This is a genomic window from Agromyces indicus (genome assembly GCF_031432295.1).
Lineage (GTDB): Bacteria > Actinomycetota > Actinomycetes > Actinomycetales > Microbacteriaceae > Agromyces > Agromyces indicus.
In genome coordinates this window covers 211,835-229,957 of record NZ_JAVKGS010000003.1, presented here as the reverse complement: position 1 = coordinate 229,957, position 18,123 = coordinate 211,835, and the positions used below count along the sequence as shown (strand labels likewise).

Here is an 18,123-nt window from a genome sequence, read left to right as displayed (position 1 = left end):
AGCGGGTTCTCATCATGGCGCACACCAGGGCTCCGGCCGCCGAGGCCGGAACGCCCCCACGGCATACCCACCACGTACGGCAGCGCCGCTCGGCGGTGCCGGTGGGTCGTGATGTGAAACCCATCAACGCTGTCACCGTGCAGCACCATCAAGGAGAAGCAGTGCCAACCATTCAGCAGTTGGTCCGCAAGGGTCGCTCGCCCAAGGTCACGAAGACCAAGGCGCCCGCCCTGAAGGCCAACCCCCAGCAGCGCGGCGTGTGCACCCGTGTGTACACCACCACCCCCAAGAAGCCGAACTCGGCGCTCCGCAAGGTCGCCCGTGTCAAGCTCTCGAACGGCACCGAGGTCACCGCCTACATCCCCGGTGAGGGCCACAACCTGCAGGAGCACTCGATGGTGCTCGTGCGCGGCGGTCGTGTGAAGGACCTCCCCGGTGTGCGCTACAAGATCATCCGCGGCGCGCTCGACACGCAGGCCGTGAAGAACCGCAAGCAGGCCCGCAGCCGCTACGGCGCGAAGATGGAGAAGAAGTAATGCCTCGCAAGGGACCCGCTCCGAAGCGCCCCGTCGTCGCCGACCCGGTCTACGGCTCGCCGGTCGTCAGCCAGCTCGTCAACAAGATCCTCGTCGACGGCAAGAAGGACCTCGCCCAGCGCATCGTCTACGAGGCGCTCGAGAACGTCGCGAACAAGTCCGGCCAGGACGCCGTCGCGGTCCTGAAGAAGGCCCTCGACAACGTGCGCCCGACCCTCGAGGTCCGGTCGCGCCGCGTCGGCGGCTCGACCTACCAGGTCCCCGTCGAGGTCAAGCCCCACCGCGCGAACACCCTGGCGCTCCGCTGGCTCACCAGCTACGCCAAGGCCCGCCGGGAGAAGACCATGACCGAGCGTCTCACCAACGAGATCCTCGACGCCTCGAACGGCCTGGGTGCCGCGGTCAAGCGCCGCGAGGACACCCACAAGATGGCCGAGTCGAACCGCGCCTTCGCCCACTACCGCTGGTAGTCGGCCGAGCGGATGCCGCGGGCCGTGCGCTCGCGGACGCCCACGCGGCATCCGCTCACCCCCACCCTTCCCTTCCTGACCATCCGGAGGAACCCCGTGGCACTTGACGTGCTCACCGACCTGAACAAGGTCCGCAACATCGGCATCATGGCCCACATCGATGCCGGCAAGACCACCACCACCGAGCGCATCCTGTTCTACACGGGCGTCAACCACAAGATCGGCGAGACGCACGACGGCGCGTCGACGACCGACTGGATGGAGCAGGAGAAGGAGCGCGGCATCACCATCACGTCGGCCGCGGTCACGTGCTTCTGGAACAAGAACCAGATCAACATCATCGACACGCCCGGCCACGTCGACTTCACCGTCGAGGTGGAGCGTTCGCTGCGCGTGCTCGACGGCGCGGTCGCCGTCTTCGACGGCAAGGAGGGCGTGGAGCCCCAGTCCGAGACCGTCTGGCGCCAGGCCGACAAGTACAACGTGCCCCGCATCTGCTTCGTCAACAAGATGGACAAGCTCGGCGCGGACTTCTACTTCACCGTGGACACGATCGTCTCGCGCCTCGGCGCGAAGCCGCTCGTGCTCCAGCTCCCGATCGGCGCCGAGAACGACTTCGTCGGCGTCATCGACCTGGTCTACATGCGGGCCTTGGTGTGGCCCGGCGACGCCAAGGGCGACGTGACCATGGGCGCGAAGTACGAGATCCAGGAGATCCCGGCCGAGCTCAAGGAGAAGGCGGAGCAGTACCGCCAGCAGCTCCTCGAGACCGTCGCGGAGACCGACGACGCGCTGCTCGAGAAGTACTTCGGCGGCGAGGAGCTCACCGAGGACGAGATCAAGGGCGCCATCCGCAAGCTCACGATCAACTCCGAGGTCTACCCGGTCCTCTGCGGCTCGGCCTTCAAGAACCGCGGCGTGCAGCCCATGCTCGACGCGGTCATCGACTACCTCCCGTCGCCGCTCGACGTGCCGCCCGTCCAGGGCCACGACGTGCGCGACGAGGAGAAGGTCATCGAGCGCCACGCCGACGCGACCGAGCCGTTCTCGGCCCTCGCGTTCAAGGTCGCGGTGCACCCCTTCTTCGGTCGCCTCACCTACGTGCGCGTCTACTCGGGCCGGCTCGACTCCGGTGCCCAGGTCATCAACTCGACCAAGGGCAAGAAGGAGCGCATCGGCAAGATCTTCCAGATGCACGCCAACAAGGAGAACCCGGTCGACTCGCTCACCGCGGGCAACATCTACGCGGTGATCGGTCTCAAGGACACCACGACCGGCGACACGCTGTGCGACCCGGACAACCAGGTCGTCCTCGAGTCGATGACCTTCCCCGAGCCCGTCATCGAGGTCGCCATCGAGCCGAAGACCAAGGCCGACCAGGAGAAGCTCGGCACGGCCATCCAGAAGCTCGCCGAGGAGGACCCGACCTTCCGCACCGAGCTCAACCCCGAGACGGGCCAGACCGTCATCAAGGGCATGGGCGAGCTGCACCTCGACATCCTCGTCGACCGCATGAAGCGCGAGTTCAAGGTCGAGGCGAACGTCGGCAAGCCGCAGGTCGCGTACCGCGAGACCATCAAGCGCGCCGTCGAGCGTCACGACTACACCCACAAGAAGCAGACGGGTGGCTCGGGCCAGTTCGCGAAGATCCAGTTCAAGCTGGAGCCGCTCGAGGTCGAGGGCGACAAGACCTACGAGTTCGAGAACGCCGTCACCGGTGGTCGCGTCCCGCGCGAGTACATCCCGTCGGTCGACGCCGGCTTCCAGGACGCCATGCAGTACGGCATCCTCGCCGGCTACCCGATGGTGGGCGTCAAGGCGACGCTCGTCGACGGTGCGGCCCACGACGTCGACTCCTCGGAGATGGCGTTCAAGATCGCCGGTTCGATGGGCTTCAAGGAGGCCGCTCGGAAGGCGAACCCCGTCCTGCTCGAGCCGCTGATGGCCGTCGAGGTCCGTACTCCGGAGGAGTACATGGGCGACGTCATCGGCGACCTGAACTCGCGTCGCGGCCAGATCCAGTCCATGGAGGACGCCGCCGGCGTGAAGGTCGTGCGTGCGCACGTCCCGCTTTCGGAGATGTTCGGCTACATCGGCGACCTGCGGTCGAAGACCTCGGGACGCGCCGTGTACTCGATGGAGTTCGAGAGCTACGCGGAGGTCCCGAAGGCTGTCGCCGAGGAGATCGTCCAGAAGAACAAGGGCGAGTAGCGCCCGAACGCACGAGCCGACAGGTTCGCGTAACATAACAACACAACCCCCCGTAGCACTCCGGTCGCAATCCGGCGCCCGGTGCTGCTACACGGATCCTGAGGAGGACCCACAGTGGCTAAGGCCAAGTTCGAGCGGACCAAGCCGCACGTCAACATCGGTACGATCGGTCACGTCGACCACGGCAAGACGACGCTCACCGCGGCGATCTCGAAGGTGCTCGCCGACAAGTACCCGTCGGCCACCAACGTGCAGCGCGACTTCGCGTCGATCGACTCGGCTCCCGAGGAGCGCCAGCGCGGCATCACGATCAACATCTCGCATGTCGAGTACGAGACGCCGAAGCGCCACTACGCGCACGTCGACGCCCCGGGTCACGCCGACTACATCAAGAACATGATCACCGGTGCCGCCCAGATGGACGGCGCGATCCTGGTGGTCGCCGCGACCGACGGCCCCATGGCCCAGACGCGTGAGCACGTGCTGCTCGCCAAGCAGGTCGGCGTGCCGTACCTGCTCGTCGCGCTGAACAAGGCCGACATGGTCGACGACGAGGAGATCCTGGAGCTCGTCGAGCTCGAGGTCCGCGAGCTCCTCTCGAGCCAAGGCTTCCCCGGCGACGACGCTCCGGTCGTCCGCGTCTCGGGCCTCAAGGCGCTCGAGGGCGACGAGAAGTGGGTGCAGTCGGTCCTCGACCTCATGGAGGCCGTCGACGAGTCCATCCCGGACCCGGTGCGCGACAAGGACAAGCCGTTCCTCATGCCCATCGAGGACGTCTTCACCATCACCGGTCGTGGCACGGTCGTCACGGGTCGCGCCGAGCGCGGCACGCTGAAGATCAACTCCGAGGTCGAGATCGTCGGCATCCGCCCGACGCAGAAGACCACGGTCACGGGTATCGAGATGTTCCACAAGCAGCTCGACGAGGCCTGGGCCGGCGAGAACTGCGGTCTCCTGCTCCGTGGTACCAAGCGTGAGGACGTGGAGCGCGGCCAGGTCGTCGTGGCCCCCGGCTCGGTGACCCCGCACACCAACTTCGAGGGCACCGCGTACATCCTCTCGAAGGACGAGGGCGGCCGTCACAACCCGTTCTACGCGAACTACCGTCCGCAGTTCTACTTCCGCACCACCGACGTCACCGGCGTCATCACGCTGCCCGAGGGCACCGAGATGGTCATGCCCGGCGACACCACCGACATGACGGTCGAGCTCATCCAGCCGATCGCCATGGAGGAGGGCCTCGGCTTCGCCATCCGCGAGGGTGGCCGGACCGTCGGCGCCGGTACCGTCACGAAGATCATCAAGTAAGGTCTCCGCGACAGCGACCTCAGAAGGGGGTCGGGCTTCGGCCCGGCCCCCTTCGTCGTGTCCGCGGTCAGTGCGCCGGGAAGTGGGTCCCGTCGATCTCGGTGTCGACGTCGATGGCGCCCTCGACGCTCCGGCCCACCGTGCAGCCCTTCTCGATCGCCCGGGCCATGATGCCCACGAGCTTGGCGCGGTCGTCCGGCTCGAGCATGGACAGGTCGACGAGGACCTCCTCCGCGATGCGCTGGTAGCGGTTGGACTCCGCGTCGGAACTGCCGTGGGCCCACACCGTCATCTCGAAGTCGTCGCCGAGGCGCCGGGAGGCCACCCGGTCGACGCTGAGGCCCACGCAGCCCGCCAGCGCGAGCTTCAGCAGCTCGCCCGGGGTGAAGTGCTCGCCCTCGAGCTCGGCACCGCCGATCTGCACGGTCGCGCCCTTCTCGTTGAGGCCCACGTATCGCCGCGGGGCGACGCGGGCGACCGAGACGCTGCCCGGTCCGATCCGCTCGCTCACCTGGTGCACGTGCTCGGTCGTCTGCTCGCTCATCGCGTCCTCCTGTCGGGCGGTTCCCCTCCGATTCCACCATGGCGCGGGGGGCGCGGCATCCGCTCGGCTGGGAGGTCGCAGTGAGCCGGCGGGGCGCGACACGCCCGGGTTGCACGCACGCGGCCGCTGTGGCAAACTCTTCTAGTTCAACATTTCGAACGGCGTGCCTTGCTGCGTGCCGTTCGAATCACTGCCAGGCAGTGCATAGCCACCGGAAGGCCCAGATGGGCGAGTACGGGTCAGGCTAGGCCGCGGGCAGCAGGACACACAACCGACAACCACTTCGAGCATGGGTCCGCCATGCCCGAACGCGCGAGTGCGACACGCCCGAGCGCGGGGGTCGGTGGGGTTCGAAGGTCGAGCGTGCCGAGGCCACCGCGTCAGCGGGGTGGCTTCGACAGGCTCGATCACCGGCCTTTGACAGAAGAACAGTGGTGCTTCACACGGAGTAGCTACGCGGCGTCCGATGCCCTCGGAAGGGGTAAGACGCCTTGACAGAGAGAGAGTCAGCAATGGCGGGACAGAAGATCCGCATTCGACTGAAGTCGTATGACCACGAGGTCATCGACACCTCGGCGCGCAAGATCGTCGACACGGTGACCCGCGCGGGCGCCACGGTCGTCGGCCCCGTGCCGCTTCCGACCGAGAAGAACGTGGTGTGCGTCATCCGTTCGCCCCACAAGTACAAGGACAGCCGCGAGCACTTCGAGATGCGCACCCACAAGCGCCTGATCGACATCGTGGACCCGACGCCCAAGGCCGTCGACTCGCTCATGCGTCTCGACCTTCCGGCCGACGTCAACATCGAGATCAAGCTCTGAGGTACGACATGTCCACCACTACCAAGAACGTGAAGGGTCTGCTCGGCACCAAGCTCGGCATGACCCAGGTGTGGGACGAGAACAACAAGCTCATCCCGGTCACCGTCATCGAGATCGCCCCCAACGTGGTCACGCAGCTCCGCACCCCCGAGAAGGACGGCTACACCGCCATCCAGATCGCCGCGGGCGCCATCGACCCGCGCAAGGTCACCAAGCCGCTCACCGGCCACTTCGACGCCGCCGGCGTGACCCCGCGCCGCCACGTCACCGAGATCCGCACCGCTGACGCCGCCGAGTACTCGCTCGGCCAGGAGCTCACGGTCGACGGCACCTTCGAGGCCGGCCAGCTGGTCGACGTCGTCGGCACCTCCAAGGGCAAGGGCTTCGCCGGTGTCATGAAGCGCCACAACTTCGCGGGCGTCTCCGCGTCGCACGGTGCGCACCGCAACCACCGCAAGCCCGGTTCGATCGGCGCCTCGTCGACCCCGAGCCGCGTCTTCAAGGGCATGCGCATGGCCGGCCGCATGGGCGGCGAGCGCGTGACCGTCCTCAACCTCCGCGTGCACGCGGTCGACGCCGAGAAGGGCCTGCTGCTCGTCAAGGGCGCCGTCCCCGGTGCGCGCGGCCGTCTCGTGTTCGTCCGCAACGCTGTGAAGGGAGCCTGACCATGGCCGCCCCCACCATCGACGTCCTCGACGTCACCGGTAAGAAGGCCGGTACGGCCGAGCTGCCCGCCGAGCTCTTCGACGTGCAGACGAACGTGCCGCTCATCCACCAGGTCGTCGTCGCCCAGCTCGCCGCGGCGCGCCAGGGCACGCACAAGACCAAGCGCCGCGGCGAGGTCTCCGGCGCCGGCCGCAAGCCCTTCAAGCAGAAGGGCACGGGCCGCGCCCGCCAGGGCTCGATCCGCGCGCCGCACATGACCGGCGGTGGCATCGTCCACGGCCCGCAGCCGCGCGACTACTCGCAGCGCACCCCCAAGAAGATGATCGCCGCAGCCCTGCTCGGCGCCCTCTCCGACCGGGCCCGCGGCGGCCGCGTCCACGCGGTCACCTCATTCGCGAGCGACACCCCCAAGACGAAGGACGCCGTGGCGCTCCTCGCCGGCATCTCGCCGTCGAAGCACCAGCTCGTCGTCCTCACCCGCGACGAGGAGCTGTCGGAGCGCGTCGTGCGCAACATCCCGACCGTGCACGTCCTGCCGGTCGACCAGCTGAACGCCTACGACGTGCTCGTCGCCGACGACATCGTCTTCAGCCAGGCCGCGCTCGAGGCGTTCATCGCCGCGAAGACGGCGAAGAAGGAAGAGGTCTCCGCATGAGCGCCGCGCACAACAAGGACCCGCGCGACATCATCATCGCGCCGGTCGTCTCTGAGAAGAGCTACAACCTGATCGACGAGGGCAAGTACACGTTCATCGTGGACCCCCGTGCGAACAAGACCGAGATCAAGCTCGCGATCGAGAAGATCTTCAACGTCCAGGTCGCCTCGATCAACACCCTGAACCGCCAGGGCAAGACGCGTCGCACGCGCTTCGGCATCGGCAAGCGCAAGGACACCAAGCGCGCGATCGTCACCCTCAAGTCCGGCTCGATCGACATCTTCACGGCTGTCGGCTAAGGAGCAGAGGAAACTCACTATGGCTATTCGCAAGTACAAGCCCACGACCCCGGGTCGTCGCGGTTCGTCGGTCGCCGACTTCGCCGAGATCACGCGCTCGACGCCCGAGAAGTCGCTGCTCCGCCCGCTGTCGAAGACCGGTGGCCGCAACAACCAGGGCCGCATCACCACCCGCCACATCGGCGGTGGCCACAAGCGCCAGTACCGCGTCATCGACTTCAAGCGCAACGACAAGGACGGCGTGCCGGCCAAGGTCGCTCACATCGAGTACGACCCCAACCGCACCGCGCGCATCGCGCTGCTCCACTTCGTGGACGGCACCAAGCGCTACATCCTCGCGCCGAACAAGCTGCAGCAGGGCGACCCGGTCGAGTCGGGCCCCGGCGCCGACATCAAGCCCGGCAACAACCTGCCGCTGCGCAACATCCCGACGGGTACCGTCGTGCACGCCATCGAGCTCCGCCCCGGCGGCGGCGCGAAGCTGGCGCGTTCGGCCGGTGCGTCGGTGCGCCTCGTGGCGAAGGACGGCCCCTACGCGCAGCTCCGCCTGCCGTCGGGCGAGATCCGCAACGTCGACGCGCGCTGCCGCGCGACCGTCGGCGAGGTCGGCAACGCCGAGCAGTCGAACATCAACTGGGGCAAGGCCGGCCGCAAGCGCTGGAAGGGCGTCCGCCCGACCGTCCGCGGTGTCGCGATGAACCCGATCGACCACCCGCACGGTGGTGGTGAGGGCAAGACCTCCGGTGGTCGTCACCCGGTGAGCCCGTGGGGCCAGCCCGAGGGCCGCACGCGTCGTCCCAACAAGGAGAGCGACAAGCTCATCGTCCGTCGTCGCACCGTCGGCAAGAAGCGCTAGTAGGAGTAAGAGAAGATGCCTCGCAGCCTCAAGAAGGGCCCCTTCGTCGACGAGCACCTGCTTCGCAAGGTCGCCGCGCAGAACGAAGCGGGTTCGAAGAACGTCATCAAGACGTGGTCGCGTCGCTCGATGATCGTCCCGGCCATGCTCGGCCACACGATCGCCGTGCACGACGGCCGCAAGCACATCCCGGTGTTCGTCACCGAGACCATGGTGGGCCACAAGCTCGGCGAGTTCGCGCCCACCCGCACCTTCCGTGGACACGTGAAGGACGACAAGAAGGGCCGCCGCCGCTGACGCGGTGGCGTGAAGGAGGAGAGAAATGGTGGAGTCGATCGCACGCGTGCGTCACATCCGCGTGACCCCCATGAAGGCCCGCCGCGTCGTCAACCTGATCCGCGGCAAGCAGGCACAGGAGGCCCTGGCCATCCTGAAGTTCGCCCCCCAGGGTGCGAGCGAGCCGGTGTACAAGCTCGTCGCCTCGGCCATCGCGAACGCTCGCGTCAAGGCCGATGCCACGAACACCCACCTGGACGAGCAGGACCTCTACGTCAAGCGCGCATTCGTCGACGAGGGCACCACCCTCAAGCGATTCCAGCCGCGCGCGCAGGGTCGTGCCTTCCGCATCAACAAGCGCACGAGCCACATCACCGTCGTGCTCGGCACGCCCGAGGAGGGTACGAAGTAATGGGTCAGAAGGTCAACCCGTACGGCTTCCGTCTCGGCATCACCACCGACCACGTGTCGCGGTGGTTCTCCGACTCGACGAAGCCCGGTCAGCGCTACGCCGACTACCTCGCCGAGGATGTCAAGATCCGTCGCCTGCTCCAGACGTCGCTCGACCGCGCCGGTGTCTCGCGCATCGAGATCGAGCGCACCCGCGACCGCGTCCGCGTGGACATCCACACGGCGCGTCCCGGCATCGTGATCGGCCGCCGCGGCGCCGAGGCCGAGCGCATCCGCGCCGACCTCGAGAAGCTCACCGGCAAGCAGATCCAGCTCAACATCCTCGAGGTGAAGAACCCCGAGGCCGACGCCCAGCTCGTCGCGCAGGGCATCGCCGAGCAGCTCTCCGCCCGCGTGGCCTTCCGCCGCGCGATGCGCAAGGGCCTGCAGGGCGCGCAGCGCGCCGGCGCCAAGGGCGTCCGGATCCAGGTCTCGGGTCGCCTCGGCGGTGCCGAGATGAGCCGGTCGGAGTTCTACCGCGAGGGTCGCGTGCCGCTGCACACGCTCCGCGCGAACATCGACTACGGCTTCTACGAGGCCAAGACCACCTTCGGCCGCATCGGCGTGAAGGTCTGGATCTACAAGGGCGACATCACCAACAAGGAACTCGCCCGCGAGCAGGCCTCCCAGAAGCCGTCGCGCGAGCGCAGTGACCGTCCCCGTCGTGCGCCCCGTTCGCAGGAGCCGGCGGCCGCAGGAGTTGAGGCATAACCATGTTGATTCCCCGTCGAGTCAAGTACCGCAAGCAGCACCACCCCGGCCGTTCGGGCCAGGCCACCGGCGGCACGAAGGTCACCTTCGGCGAGTTCGGCATCCAGGCCCTGAGCCCCGCCTACGTGACCAACCGTCAGATCGAGTCCGCTCGTATCGCCATGACGCGTCACATCAAGCGAGGCGGCAAGGTGTGGATCAACATCTACCCCGACCGTCCGCTCACGAAGAAGCCGGCCGAGACCCGCATGGGTTCCGGTAAGGGTTCGCCCGAGTGGTGGGTCGCCAACGTCAAGCCGGGTCGCGTCCTCTTCGAGGTCTCGGGCGTCTCCGAGGAACTCGCTCGCGAGGCCCTGACCCGTGCCATCCACAAGCTGCCCCTCAAGGCACGCATCATCAAGCGCGAGGAGGGCGACGCATAATGGCCGTCGGATCCAAGGAGCTCGCTGTCGTCGAGCTCGACACCTTCGAGGACGAGCGTCTCGTCGACGAGCTCAAGAAGGCCAAGGAGGAGCTGTTCAACCTCCGCTTCCAGGCCGCCACCGGACAGCTCGAGAGCCACGGCCGCCTGCGTGCCGTGAAGCGCGACATCGCTCGCATCTACACGGTCATCCGTGAGCGCGAGCTCGGCATCCGTGCGACGCCGGCTCCGGTCGAGGCGCCCGCCGCCCCGGCCAAGAAGACCAAGAAGGCCAAGGCCGAGGCGGATGCCACGGCTGAGGCCGCAGAGACGAAGGAGGCCTAGTCATGGCAACCGCCAAGGAGACGAAGGGCCACGAGTCGGCCGAGCACGACGTCAAGGACGCCGACGCCCGCGGCTACCGCAAGGTCCGCCGTGGCTACGTCGTCAGCGACAAGATGGAGAAGACCATCGTCGTCGAGGTCGAGGACCGCGTGAAGCACCCGCTGTACGGCAAGGTCATCCGCCGTACCTCGAAGGTCAAGGCGCACGACGAGCAGAACACCGCCGGCATCGGCGACCTCGTCGTGATCTCCGAGACCCGCCCGCTCAGCGCCACCAAGCGGTGGCGCCTCGTCGAGATCGTCGAGAAGGCCAAGTAAGCCCCAGGGCTTGCCTCTCAGAAGGAGTACGAAGTGATTCAGCAGGAATCCCGGCTCAAGGTCGCCGACAACACGGGTGCCAAGGAGCTGCTCACCATCCGCGTGCTCGGTGGCTCCAGCCGCCGCTACGCGGGCCTCGGCGACGTCATCGTCGCCACCGTCAAGGACGCGATCCCTGGCGGCAACGTGAAGAAGGGCGACGTGGTCAAGGCCGTCGTCGTCCGCACCGTGAAGGAGACCCGTCGTCCCGACGGCTCCTACATCAAGTTCGACGAGAACGCCGCGGTGATCCTCAAGAACGACGGTGACCCCCGTGGCACCCGCATCTTCGGGCCGGTCGGCCGGGAGCTCCGCGACAAGAAGTTCATGAAGATCATCTCGCTGGCGCCGGAGGTGCTGTAACCATGGCGAAGATCAAGAAGGGCGACCTCGTCCAGGTCATCTCGGGCCGCAGCCAGGCTCGCGGCGGAGACCGCGGCAAGCAGGGCAAGGTCATCGAGGTGCTCGTCGACCAGAACCGCGTCGTCGTCGAGGGCGTGAACTACGTCACCAAGCACGTGCGCGTCGGCCAGACCCAGCGCGGCACGAAGACCGGCGGCATCGAGACCCACGAGGCTCCGATCCACGTGTCGAACGTCGCGCTCGTCGACCCCGAGACGAAGAAGCCGACCCGCGTCGGCTTCCGCAACGAGACCGTGACGAAGGACGGCGTCGAGAAGACCGTCCGCGTCCGCTACGCGAAGAAGTCAGGTAAGGACCTGTAATGACCGACACCGCAACTGCCGCGCCGGCTGGCAAGATCCAGCCGCGCCTCAAGCAGAAGTACCAGACCGAGATCACGAAGTCGCTGACCGAGGCGAACGGCTACGCCAACCCGCACCAGGTTCCCGGCCTGGTGAAGATCGTCGTGAACATGGGCGTCGGCGAGGCGGCCCGTGACGGCAAGGTCATCGACGGCGCCATCGCCGACCTGACCCGCATCACCGGTCAGAAGCCGCAGGTCACCAAGGCCCGCAAGTCGATCGCCCAGTTCAAGCTCCGCGAGGGTCAGCCCATCGGCGCCCACGTGACGCTGCGCGGCGACCGCATGTGGGAGTTCCTCGACCGCCTGCTCTCGCTCGCGCTGCCCCGTATCCGCGACTTCCGCGGGCTCTCGGACGCGCAGTTCGACGGCAACGGCAACTACACCTTCGGTCTCACGGAGCAGTCCGTGTTCCACGAGATCGACCAGGACAAGATCGACCGCGTCCGCGGCATGGACATCACCGTGGTGACCACTGCCAAGACCGACGACGAGGGTCGTGCGCTGCTTAAGGCGCTCGGCTTCCCGTTCAAGTCGACCGACAACGCGTAGTAGACTCTACGAGTTTGTGCCCGCTGGCCGGGCCTCGCCCGAGGTCCGGCCGGCACCGGCATCCGGCGGTTCGCAACCGCGTCCCGCCACCACCACAGGTCAGTCCCCGTGTAACGGGTCCTGAAACCTGGTGAACGTTAGGAACATCCGTCATGACGATGACCGACCCGGTCGCTGACATGTTGACGCGCCTGCGCAACGCGAACTCGGCGCACCACGACTCCGTGTCGATGCCCCACTCCAAGCTGAAGGCGCACATCGCGGAGATCCTCAAGAGCGAGGGCTACATCGCCGGCTTCGAGGTCACCGACGCGCGCGTGGGCAAGACGCTCACGCTGCAGCTCAAGTTCGGCCCGAACCGCGAGCGCTCGATCGCGGGCATCAAGCGCGTGTCGAAGCCCGGCCTCCGCGTCTACGCCAAGTCGACCGAGATCCCCAAGGTGCTCGGCGGCCTCGGCGTCGCGATCCTGTCCACTTCCAGCGGTCTGCTCACCGACCGCCAGGCCGAGAAGAAGGGCGTGGGTGGGGAAGTCCTCGCCTACGTGTGGTAGTTCCATGTCACGAATCGGACGACTCCCCATTGACATCCCCGCCGGTGTCGACGTGAAGGTCGACGGCCGCGCCGTCACCGTGAAGGGCCCCAAGGGCGAGCTCGCGCTCACCGTGGCGCAGCCCATCGAGGTCAAGGTCGAGGAGAACCAGGTCCTCGTCACCCGCCCCGACGACGAGCGCGACTCGCGTTCGCTGCACGGCCTCACGCGCACCCTCATCGCGAACAACATCATCGGCGTCACCCAGGGCTACTCCAAGGGCCTCGAGATCGTCGGCACCGGATACCGCGTCGCCCAGAAGGGCTCGTCGGTCGAGTTCGCGCTCGGCTTCTCGCACCCGGTCACCGTCGAGCCGCCGGTCGGCATCACCCTGACGGTCGAGGGCAACAACAAGATCACCGTCTCGGGCATCGACAAGCAGGCCGTCGGCGAGACCGCCGCCAACATCCGCAAGATCAAGAAGCCCGAGCCCTACAAGGGCAAGGGCATCCGCTACGCCGGCGAGGTCGTGCGTCGCAAGGCCGGAAAGGCTGGTAAGTAATCATGGCCGTCAAGAGCAAGTCGGCTGCGCGTTCGCGCCGCCACACCCGGCTTCGCAAGAAGATCGTCGGTACCGAGCTGCGCCCGCGTCTCGTGGTGACGCGCTCGGCCCGCCACGTCTTCGTGCAGGTCGTCGACGACAGCAAGGGCCACACCGTGGCATCCGCCTCGACCATGGAGGCCGACCTCCGCGCGTTCGACGGTGACAAGACCGCCAAGGCCAAGAAGGTCGGCGAGCTCGTCGCCGAGCGGGCCAAGCAGGCGGGCATCGAGTCGGTCGTGTTCGACCGCGGCGGCAACAAGTACGCCGGTCGTGTCGCAGCGATCGCCGACGGAGCGCGAGAGGCAGGGCTGAACCTGTGAGCGAGAACACTGTGAAGGAGACCGAGGTGACCGCAGAGGCACCCGTCGAGACGGCAGCTTCCTCGGAGCCGCAGCGCAACGAGCGCGAGGGCCGTCGTGGCGGCCGCGACCGCGGCCAGGGCCGTGACCGTCGCGACCGCGACGCCGAGAAGAGCCAGTTCCTCGAGCGCGTCGTCACCATCAACCGCGTGTCGAAGGTCGTCAAGGGCGGCCGCCGCTTCAGCTTCACGGCGCTCGTCGTCGTGGGCGACGGCAACGGCCTCGTGGGCGTCGGCTACGGCAAGGCCCGCGAGGTGCCGACCGCGATCTCGAAGGGCGTCGAGGAGGCGAAGAAGAACTTCTTCCGCGTTCCCCGCGTCGGTTCGTCCATCCCGCACCCGGTGCAGGGCGAGGCGGCCGCCGGTGTCGTCCTCCTGCGTCCGGCCGGCCCCGGTACCGGTGTCATCGCCGGTGGTCCGGTCCGCGCCGTGCTCGAGTGCGCGGGCATCCACGACGTGCTGAGCAAGTCGCTCGGTTCGTCGAACACCATCAACATCGTGCACGCCACGGTCGAGGCGCTGAAGCAGCTCGAGGAGCCCCGCGCCGTCGCCGCCCGTCGTGGTCTCGACTACGACGAGGTCGCCCCGGCCCGTCTGCTGCGTGCCGAGGCCCAGGCGGCCGAGGCCGCCGCAGCAGCGAAGGCAGGTGCCTGATGGCCAAGCAGCTCAAGGTGACCCAGATCAAGTCCAAGGTGAGCGAGAAGCAGTACCAGCGCGACACGCTCCGCAGCCTCGGACTGAAGCGCATCGGCGACTCCGTCGTCCGCGAGGACACGCCGCAGAACCGCGGTTACGTGAAGACGGTCGCCCACCTCGTGAAGGTTGAGGAGATCGACTAATGGCCGACGACAAGAAGGCAACCGAGGAGACCCCGAAGAAGGCTCCCGCGAAGAAGGCGCCGGCCAAGGCCGCCGCTGAGAAGAAGGCTCCGGCCAAGGCCGCCGAGAAGAAGGCCCCGGCCAAGTCCGCCAAGGCGGACGACACCGCGGCCGAGAAGGCTCCGGCGAAGAAGGCCCCGGCGAAGAAGGCCGCCCCCAAGGCCGCCGACGACGCCGTGCGCGAGCCCGTGCTGAAGGTGCACCACCTGCGCCCGGCGCCCGGTGCCAAGAAGGACAAGACCCGCGTCGGACGCGGTGAGGGTTCGAAGGGCAAGACCGCCGGTCGCGGCACGAAGGGCTCGAAGGCCCGCAACAACATCCGCCCCGGCTTCGAGGGCGGGCAGCTTCCGTACCACATGCGTGCGCCGAAGCTGCGCGGCTTCAAGAACCCGTTCCGGGTCGAGTACCAGGTGGTCAACCTGGAGAAGCTGGCCGAGCTCTACCCCAAGGGCGGCGACGTCACCGTCGACGACCTGGTGGCCAAGGGTGCCGTCCGCAAGAACGAGCGCGTCAAGGTGCTCGGCAACGGCGACATCCAGGTGAAGCTCAACGTCGCGGTCGACAAGGTCTCCGGCTCCGCCGAGCAGAAGATCGTCGCCGCCGGCGGTTCGGTCAAGTAAGCCGCTGCACCACAACGAGTTCGGGCCTGTCGGGACCTCGCGTATGATTCACGGGGGTCTCGACAGGCTCGAGCCGCATAACGACTGACTCCACGACGGAGCAACAGGAGGACGAGTGTTCAACGCCATCGGGCGGATCTTCCGCACCCCCGACCTTCGCCGGAAGATCGGGTTCACGCTGGGCATCATCGCCCTGTTCCGACTCGGCTCGTTCATCCCCGCGCCGTTCGTGGACTTCGCGAACGTCCAGCAGTGCCTGGCGGCGAACCAGGGGGCCTCGGGCCTCTACGAGCTCGTCAACCTCTTCTCCGGCGGCGCGCTCCTCCAGCTGTCGATCTTCGCGCTCGGCATCATGCCGTACATCACGGCGTCGATCATCACGCAGCTGCTCCGCGTGGTCATCCCGCACTTCGAGACCCTCTACAAGGAGGGCCAGGCCGGCCAGGCCAAGCTCACGCAGTACACGCGCTACCTCACGATCGCGCTCGGCGTCCTCCAGTCGACCACGCTGATCACGGTCGCCCGCTCGGGTGCGTTGTTCCCGGCGAACTCCGACCCCGCGTGCACGCAGCTCATCACCAACGACGCCTGGTACGCGATCCTGCTCATGGTCATCACCATGACCGCCGGCACCGGCCTCATCATGTGGCTCGGCGAGCTCGTCACCGAGCGCGGTATCGGCAACGGCATGTCGCTGCTCATCTTCGTCTCGATCGCCGCCACGTTCCCCGGCTCGCTGTGGGGCATCGCCGTCTCGCGCGGCTTCGACACCTTCGCGGTCGTGCTGGCCATCGGCCTCGTCATCGTCCTCGCGGTCGTCTTCGTCGAGCAGTCGCAGCGCCGCATCCCGGTGCAGTACGCCAAGCGCATGGTCGGCCGCCGCACGTACGGCGGCAACAACACCTACATCCCGATCAAGGTGAACATGGCCGGCGTCGTGCCCGTCATCTTCGCCTCGTCGCTGCTGTACCTGCCGGCGCTCATCGCGCAGTTCAACCAGCCCGCCGCCGGCGAGGAGCCGCAGCCCTGGGTCGTGTGGGTCACGAACAACCTCACGCAGGGCTCCAGCCCGCTGTACATGCTCGTGTACTTCCTGCTCATCGTCGGCTTCACGTACTTCTACGTCGCGATCACGTTCAACCCCGACGAGGTCGCCGAGAACATGAAGAAGTACGGCGGCTTCATCCCCGGCATCCGTGCCGGGCGCCCCACGGCCGAGTACCTCGACTACGTGCTCACCCGAGTGACCCTGCCGGGTTCGCTCTACCTCGGCCTCGTGGCGCTCATCCCGCTGATCGCGTTCGCGGTCGTCGGCGCCGACCAGAACTTCCCCTTCGGCGGCGCGTCGATCCTCATCATCGTGGGTGTCGGCCTCGAGACCGTGAAGCAGATCGACGCACAGCTCCAGCAGCGCCACTACGAAGGACTCCTCCGATGACGCACCCCGCACGCTCCGCCCGGTTCCTGATCGTCGGCCCGCAGGGGTCCGGCAAGGGCACGCAGGGCGTGCTCGTGGCCGAGGCCTTCGACGTGCCGCAGGTCGCGACCGGCGACATCTTCCGCGAGAACGTCAAGGGCGGCACCGAGCTCGGCAAGCAGGTCCAGGCGATCATCGAGGCGGGCGACCTCGTCCCCGACGAGCTGACGAGCGAACTCGTGCGCGACCGCCTGGCCCAGCCGGACGCCGCGGGCGGCTTCGTGCTCGACGGCTACCCGCGCAACCGCGGCCAGGTCGCGCACCTCGACGAGTTCCTCGCCGGCCGCGGCGAGGCGCTCGACGCGGTCATCGAGCTCGCGGTGCCCCGCGACGAGAGCATCGCGCGTCTGCGCCAGCGCGCCCTCGACCAGGGCCGCACGGATGACACGGAGGAGGTCATCGCGAACCGCCTCGCCATCTACGAGCGAGAGACCGCTCCGATCCTCGACGTGTACCGCGAGCGCGACCTCGTGCTCCGCATCGACGGCGTCGGCACGCTCGACGACGTCACCGGGCGGATCTTCGACGCGCTCGCCGAGCGCGGCCTGGTGCCGAACGGCGACGGCGCCGCCGCCACCGGCGCGGCCTAGCCCGAGCGCGTGTTCCGCCGCCACCCGCTGAAGTCGCCCGCCGAGCTGCGCGCGATGATCCCGGCGGGTGAGGCGACCGCGGCCGCCCTCGCGCTCGTGCGCGAACGGCTCGCCGTCGGCGCGACCCCGCTGGAGCTCGACGCGGCCGCCGAGGCGCTCATCCGCGAGCGCGGCGGCCGCCCGAACTTCGCGCTGGTCCCCGGCTACGGCCACACGCTGTGCGTGTCGGTCGGCAGCGACGTGGTCCACGGCATCCCCGGCGACCGAGCGCTCGCCCCGGGCGACCTCGTCTCGATCGACGGCGGTGCCGAGATCGACGGATGGAACGGCGACGCCGCCTTCACGGTGGTCCTGCCGGATCCCGGGCGACCCGAGGTCGTCCGGGCCCGGCAGGCGCTCGCCGACGCGACCGAGCGGGCGCTCTGGGCGGGCATCGTGCGCCTCGCGACGGCTCGTCATCTCAACGAGGTCGGCGAAGCGATCGAGGCCTCGGTCGAGGCGTCCGGCCCCTACTCGATCATCGAGGGATACGGCGGCCACGGCATCGGGCGCGAGATGCACGAGGAGCCCACGGTCTACAATCACGCCGTGCGCGGGCGGGGGCCGCGCGTGCGGCCCGGCCTCGTCGTCGCCATCGAGCCGATGGTCGTCGCCGGCGGGCCGGACACGTTCGTCCGCGACGACGGGTGGACCGTAGCGACGTCGGACGGCGCCGACGGCGCCCACTTCGAGCACAGCGTGGCGGTGCACCGCGACGGCATCTGGGTGCTGACGGCCCCCGACGGCGGCGCTGCGGGGCTCGCGCCGTTCGGCGTGGCGCCCGTGCCGATCCCCTGAGCGCGCGGCC

Annotated in this window: 28 protein-coding genes; 27 read left to right on the top strand and 1 reads right to left on the bottom strand. The window is 68.0% G+C overall.

Annotation, left to right across the window (positions count from 1 at the left end):
* Positions 1-161: 161 nt before the first annotated feature.
* The 4 genes from rpsL to tuf all read left to right on the top strand — a co-directional run bounded on the left by rpsL (position 162) and on the right by tuf (position 4,525).
* Positions 162-536: a 30S ribosomal protein S12 gene (gene rpsL, locus RH861_RS10905; protein WP_022889720.1), complete on the top strand. Its 375-nt coding sequence runs from the start codon at positions 162-164 to the stop codon at positions 534-536.
* On the top strand, positions 536-1,006 hold the full coding sequence (rpsG, locus tag RH861_RS10900; protein ID WP_067948599.1) for a 30S ribosomal protein S7: 471 nt from the start codon (positions 536-538) through the stop codon (positions 1,004-1,006). Before rpsL ends, rpsG begins: the two co-directional genes overlap by 1 nt.
* A gap of 96 nt (positions 1,007-1,102) precedes the next feature.
* The gene (gene fusA, locus RH861_RS10895) at positions 1,103-3,217 is read left to right on the top strand and encodes an elongation factor G (protein ID WP_310520982.1); all 2,115 of its coding nucleotides are present in this window, start codon (positions 1,103-1,105) and stop codon (positions 3,215-3,217) included.
* A 114-nt stretch (positions 3,218-3,331) separates the two neighbouring features.
* Positions 3,332-4,525, top strand: coding sequence for an elongation factor Tu (tuf, locus tag RH861_RS10890; protein ID WP_067948595.1), 1,194 nt, complete (start codon positions 3,332-3,334; stop codon positions 4,523-4,525).
* Between the two features lie 67 nt (positions 4,526-4,592).
* Here the strand turns inward: tuf and RH861_RS10885 are convergent, their stop codons facing one another.
* A complete protein-coding gene (locus tag RH861_RS10885; protein ID WP_310520981.1) occupies positions 4,593-5,069 on the bottom strand; it encodes an OsmC family protein in 477 nt (158 codons plus the stop codon).
* Between the two features lie 512 nt (positions 5,070-5,581).
* On the opposite strand from RH861_RS10885, the gene rpsJ reads away from it, so the two are divergent.
* From rpsJ to map, 23 genes are all read left to right on the top strand, one after another.
* A complete protein-coding gene (gene rpsJ, locus RH861_RS10880; protein WP_017201594.1) occupies positions 5,582-5,890 on the top strand; it encodes a 30S ribosomal protein S10 in 309 nt (102 codons plus the stop codon).
* An 8-nt stretch (positions 5,891-5,898) separates the two neighbouring features.
* Positions 5,899-6,555, top strand: coding sequence for a 50S ribosomal protein L3 (rplC, locus tag RH861_RS10875; RefSeq protein WP_248598638.1), 657 nt, complete (start codon positions 5,899-5,901; stop codon positions 6,553-6,555).
* 2 nt (positions 6,556-6,557) lie between these two features.
* Positions 6,558-7,211 (top strand): 50S ribosomal protein L4, encoded by a 654-nt coding sequence (gene rplD / locus RH861_RS10870; RefSeq protein ID WP_310520980.1) that lies wholly within the window; start codon positions 6,558-6,560, stop codon positions 7,209-7,211.
* Positions 7,208-7,510 (top strand): 50S ribosomal protein L23, encoded by a 303-nt coding sequence (rplW, locus tag RH861_RS10865; protein WP_067948587.1) that lies wholly within the window; start codon positions 7,208-7,210, stop codon positions 7,508-7,510. Before rplD ends, rplW begins: the two co-directional genes overlap by 4 nt.
* Before the next feature lie 19 nt (positions 7,511-7,529).
* A complete protein-coding gene (rplB, locus tag RH861_RS10860) occupies positions 7,530-8,366 on the top strand; it encodes a 50S ribosomal protein L2 (RefSeq protein ID WP_248598637.1) in 837 nt (278 codons plus the stop codon).
* A 15-nt stretch (positions 8,367-8,381) separates the two neighbouring features.
* Positions 8,382-8,663 (top strand): 30S ribosomal protein S19, encoded by a 282-nt coding sequence (gene rpsS, locus RH861_RS10855; RefSeq protein WP_067948583.1) that lies wholly within the window; start codon positions 8,382-8,384, stop codon positions 8,661-8,663.
* Positions 8,664-8,688: 25 nt separating this feature from the next.
* Positions 8,689-9,054 (top strand): 50S ribosomal protein L22, encoded by a 366-nt coding sequence (gene rplV, locus RH861_RS10850; protein ID WP_067948581.1) that lies wholly within the window; start codon positions 8,689-8,691, stop codon positions 9,052-9,054.
* On the top strand, positions 9,054-9,803 hold the full coding sequence (gene rpsC / locus RH861_RS10845; protein ID WP_067948578.1) for a 30S ribosomal protein S3: 750 nt from the start codon (positions 9,054-9,056) through the stop codon (positions 9,801-9,803). Before rplV ends, rpsC begins: the two co-directional genes overlap by 1 nt.
* Positions 9,804-9,805: 2 nt before the next feature.
* Positions 9,806-10,225 carry a 50S ribosomal protein L16 gene (rplP, locus tag RH861_RS10840; protein WP_067948577.1) on the top strand — a complete coding sequence of 140 codons (420 nt, stop codon included), beginning with the start codon at positions 9,806-9,808 and terminating at the stop codon, positions 10,223-10,225.
* Positions 10,225-10,548 (top strand): 50S ribosomal protein L29, encoded by a 324-nt coding sequence (rpmC, locus tag RH861_RS10835; protein ID WP_067948575.1) that lies wholly within the window; start codon positions 10,225-10,227, stop codon positions 10,546-10,548. Before rplP ends, rpmC begins: the two co-directional genes overlap by 1 nt.
* 2 nt (positions 10,549-10,550) lie before the next feature.
* The gene (gene rpsQ / locus RH861_RS10830) at positions 10,551-10,865 is read left to right on the top strand and encodes a 30S ribosomal protein S17 (RefSeq protein ID WP_067948573.1); all 315 of its coding nucleotides are present in this window, start codon (positions 10,551-10,553) and stop codon (positions 10,863-10,865) included.
* A gap of 33 nt (positions 10,866-10,898) precedes the next feature.
* Positions 10,899-11,267 carry a 50S ribosomal protein L14 gene (rplN, locus tag RH861_RS10825; RefSeq protein WP_067948571.1) on the top strand — a complete coding sequence of 123 codons (369 nt, stop codon included), beginning with the start codon at positions 10,899-10,901 and terminating at the stop codon, positions 11,265-11,267.
* A gap of 2 nt (positions 11,268-11,269) precedes the next feature.
* Positions 11,270-11,629 (top strand): 50S ribosomal protein L24, encoded by a 360-nt coding sequence (gene rplX, locus RH861_RS10820; RefSeq protein ID WP_067948569.1) that lies wholly within the window; start codon positions 11,270-11,272, stop codon positions 11,627-11,629.
* On the top strand, positions 11,629-12,219 hold the full coding sequence (gene rplE, locus RH861_RS10815; protein ID WP_310520979.1) for a 50S ribosomal protein L5: 591 nt from the start codon (positions 11,629-11,631) through the stop codon (positions 12,217-12,219). Before rplX ends, rplE begins: the two co-directional genes overlap by 1 nt.
* Before the next feature lie 152 nt (positions 12,220-12,371).
* Entirely contained in the window at positions 12,372-12,770 is a 399-nt protein-coding gene (gene rpsH / locus RH861_RS10810) for a 30S ribosomal protein S8 (RefSeq protein WP_067948566.1), read from the top strand.
* Between the two features lie 4 nt (positions 12,771-12,774).
* A complete protein-coding gene (gene rplF, locus RH861_RS10805; RefSeq protein WP_067948564.1) occupies positions 12,775-13,311 on the top strand; it encodes a 50S ribosomal protein L6 in 537 nt (178 codons plus the stop codon).
* Between the two features lie 2 nt (positions 13,312-13,313).
* Positions 13,314-13,673, top strand: coding sequence for a 50S ribosomal protein L18 (rplR, locus tag RH861_RS10800; RefSeq protein ID WP_067948563.1), 360 nt, complete (start codon positions 13,314-13,316; stop codon positions 13,671-13,673).
* Positions 13,670-14,365: a 30S ribosomal protein S5 gene (rpsE, locus tag RH861_RS10795; protein WP_067948561.1), complete on the top strand. Its 696-nt coding sequence runs from the start codon at positions 13,670-13,672 to the stop codon at positions 14,363-14,365. The genes rplR and rpsE overlap by 4 nt, the downstream gene beginning before the upstream one ends.
* Positions 14,365-14,550, top strand: a complete 186-nt coding sequence (rpmD, locus tag RH861_RS10790; RefSeq protein ID WP_067948559.1) for a 50S ribosomal protein L30 — start codon at positions 14,365-14,367, stop codon at positions 14,548-14,550. The genes rpsE and rpmD overlap by 1 nt, the downstream gene beginning before the upstream one ends.
* Positions 14,550-15,209 carry a 50S ribosomal protein L15 gene (rplO, locus tag RH861_RS10785; RefSeq protein WP_082847155.1) on the top strand — a complete coding sequence of 220 codons (660 nt, stop codon included), beginning with the start codon at positions 14,550-14,552 and terminating at the stop codon, positions 15,207-15,209. Before rpmD ends, rplO begins: the two co-directional genes overlap by 1 nt.
* A gap of 115 nt (positions 15,210-15,324) precedes the next feature.
* Positions 15,325-16,647 carry a preprotein translocase subunit SecY gene (gene secY, locus RH861_RS10780; RefSeq protein ID WP_067948556.1) on the top strand — a complete coding sequence of 441 codons (1,323 nt, stop codon included), beginning with the start codon at positions 15,325-15,327 and terminating at the stop codon, positions 16,645-16,647.
* Positions 16,644-17,276, top strand: a complete 633-nt coding sequence (locus RH861_RS10775; protein ID WP_310520978.1) for an adenylate kinase — start codon at positions 16,644-16,646, stop codon at positions 17,274-17,276. The genes secY and RH861_RS10775 overlap by 4 nt, the downstream gene beginning before the upstream one ends.
* Before the next feature lie 9 nt (positions 17,277-17,285).
* On the top strand, positions 17,286-18,113 hold the full coding sequence (gene map, locus RH861_RS10770) for a type I methionyl aminopeptidase (RefSeq protein WP_310520977.1): 828 nt from the start codon (positions 17,286-17,288) through the stop codon (positions 18,111-18,113).
* Positions 18,114-18,123: the final 10 nt, after the last annotated feature.